Below are 2,839 nucleotides of genomic sequence, written 5' to 3'. Positions count from 1 at the left end.
TGAACAGCAGGATTTTGTTTTCCAGCGCCTCCTCGGTCATGCCTTCCTGGCTGTAGAGCAGCAGGTACTCCTCCTGAAGCTGCACCAGGGTGTAGCTGCCGCCCCTGGTCACTGCCGCCTGGGCGATCCGGCGCTCGGCGGCGTCGCCGCGATAGCGCAGCAGATGGTTCCAGATGACTTCCACGCCCGATTTGGGGATGGGGAAGGGAATGCCGTTGACCGCGCCGGCCACGCCGTCGCCGTTGTTGACCAGGCGGGCGGTACCGGCAATGCGACGGGTCGCGTCATGGATGCGCTCGGGCACGGCGGCGCTGCGCCGGGTCGGATAGACGTTCATGAAAAAGCTGGGGTAGGTTTCGAGCAGCGCCTTGTGTCCGGCGGTCAGTTTGTCGGTGTGCTCCGCCAGGTTGGCGGCGTTGATGGTAAAACGGATCTGATCGTCGGCATAAGGATCGGGATGATGATCACCCTTCTTATACCCCGGTGGGGGTTGGGTGATGCCACCCTCCCAGGCGGGAATGGTGCCCGCGGCATTTCCGGCCCGCTCCGCGCCCAGCGGCGTGAGATCCTTGCCCAGGCGGGCGATTTCGTCCGCCGAGAGTTGCGCCAGGGTAGGATTGCAAAAACCGAGAATCAGAAGTCCGGCACCAAGGATGGCAGATGCTTTTCGGAACATGGGTCGGGTCTCCCTGTGGTTAGAAAGAATATTTGACGCTGGCGGCGATGATGTCGCGGTCGTTGATCAGATTATAACGACCGGCGCCGAAGAAGTTGGTGTAGGCCAGATCGGCTCCCCAGCGATTCTGATAGTCGGCGCCGAGGCCGAAGGTCACCGCCTTGCGATCCTCGACGAAGTTGCCGCCGGGACCGGGCGTGGTGCCCTCGACATCATGCTGCCAGGCGATGCGCGGTGAGAGGGTCACCGCGCCGATGGCGTTGTTGAAATCCAGCCGTCCGACCAGGCGGTAGCCCCAGGAGGTAGCGTCGGCGAAGCGTCCGGCGGGTTCGAGCTCGTTGAAATGAGAGCCTGCCAGGTTTTCGTTGCCGCTGATGGGGGTGCCGGGACCATCGAGACGCAGTTGCGATTTTTTCGGCATGTTGTGGACGTGGGTCAGGCCAATTTCACCGATCAGGGCAAATTGGTTGGCGCCCAGGGTCGGGCCGAAGAGTTTGCTGGCGGTCATTTGGATTTGGGAAACATCTTTTAGAATGTAGCCTGGGATATAGGTGTTGAATTGGCCTTGGAAATTGCCTACCTGGTTGAATTGGGCCAAGCCCTCGTTGATCGGCCCCAAGGCGGCAAAGAGAAGCTCAATGTCGTCCACTTGCAACGGAGCATCCTTCTTTAAGGAATATTCACCCTGAAGGGCGATACCAGAGCCGGTCAGCATGGTGTTAAAGCTGACGCCGAAAAGCTGGATGTCCTCGGGGTACTCGACGATGTAGCGCGCGGTTTTTGCGTAGGCGTCGGTGGCAAAGGCCGTTGCCGCCGACGCTCCCGCCGCCTGGGCAGCGGGAATTCCGTTTGCGAGCCCCTGTGCGGTGGCGCCTGCAATCGCCGTAGCCGCCGCCTGGCCAATGACAGGCGAGTAGGCTGCGATGGCAGGGGCGGGATTGCCGCCGTTCGCAATGACCGAGGTGATAATGTCAGGCGTTACAGCCGAGATGGTTCCCGCGCCCGTCGCTCCTGCAACCGAACCCGTGCGGGCGCTGATGATCGGCAGACGGCTGTGATAATTCATGTAGTAAAAGCCGAATTCCGTATTGTTGAGTCCCGGCGCGAAAACCCGCAAGGCAATGCCGAACTGCCCGCTGTCATCGGCATCGTGATCCGGCCCCCTCGGAACCGCCAGAAAAGTATTCTGCGCGGATGCAACACCGTTGTCCGGCGCTTCACCAAAGCCCAGCAGCACCTTCTGCCCCCCCGGCCCGACAAAGTCATTGGTGCTCCAATAGGAACCGGGGGGATCGATTTCCGTTTCGTCCCAATCGTAAAGGTAGAAACCTTCGAGACTGATGTTGTCGGTCAGGCCCAGGGAGCCCCAGATCAGCCCTTCGGGCAGCAGGGCCTCGCGCAGTTCGGCGCCGGGCAGTCGGATGGCGTTGACGTTGACCGGGTTGATGACGTTGATGCCGTTCTGGATGAAGGTGCTTTCGCCCCAACTCACCACCTGCTCGCCGACACGCAGTTGAGCGGGCATTTCGCCGACCTTGAAATCCCCCCAGACGAAGGCATCGAGGAGGCGGATGTCCTTGCCGACCAGATCAAGCGCCGGATCACTCAGGGGGGTCCTTTCACGGGAGCCGTCCTGGTTCTCGAAATCATAGAAACCGGTGGCGCGCAGGAACACCCCCGTGGTGCGGCGATAGTTGACGGCGAGTTCCGAGGTCGCCTTGATCACGTTGCTGATCAGCCCTTTTTTGTAGTTGAGATTGCCGTCGTCATAATTGACCGAGCGCGCCGTGCCGCCGTTGGCCGTGCCGATCAGCCGTTCGTCGCGATCCTGCACCCGCCAGATCAGGCCGTAGGAAAGCGTCGTGTCGAGGTTGCCACTCCAGTCGCCTTGCCCGAATTCAAAGGCTCCGGCCGGCCAGGCCGTCATCACCATCAGCCCGCAGAGGGCCAGCAGCCGCAATGTCCCGCGCATCTTCATCCTCCTTGCCAGACACAACCCGTTGACGGAAAAAGCCATCAAAACAATGTTTTCTACTACCGCGCAAAACCAATGATGTCAATGAATTATTCTTGGCGGAAGGTTGGTCTTGCAACCTTGACGCGGCGCCCGGAAATTGCCGTTGAGGCCCTTGGCATTTCCATGTAATCTTTGCAAAAAGTCGA

The 2,839-nt window shown here is 60.4% G+C and carries 2 protein-coding genes; both read right to left on the bottom strand.

Annotated features, from left to right (window positions below; all coding sequences use genetic code 11):
• The coding region (locus QAT43_RS14765; protein ID WP_305043853.1) for a DUF1329 domain-containing protein at positions 1 to 676 on the bottom strand (676 nt) is incomplete at its 3' end.
• Between the two features lie 19 nt (positions 677 to 695).
• On the bottom strand, positions 696 to 2,648 hold the full coding sequence (locus QAT43_RS14760; protein WP_305043852.1) for a DUF1302 domain-containing protein: 1,953 nt from the start codon (positions 2,646 to 2,648) through the stop codon (positions 696 to 698).
• Positions 2,649 to 2,839 lie beyond the last annotated feature (191 nt).

It is taken from the genome of Geoalkalibacter sp. (assembly GCF_030604225.1).
GTDB lineage: Bacteria > Desulfobacterota > Desulfuromonadia > Desulfuromonadales > Geoalkalibacteraceae > Geoalkalibacter.
The sequence above is the reverse complement of the archived record's forward strand: the minus strand, read 5'-3'. Positions and strand labels throughout refer to the sequence as shown.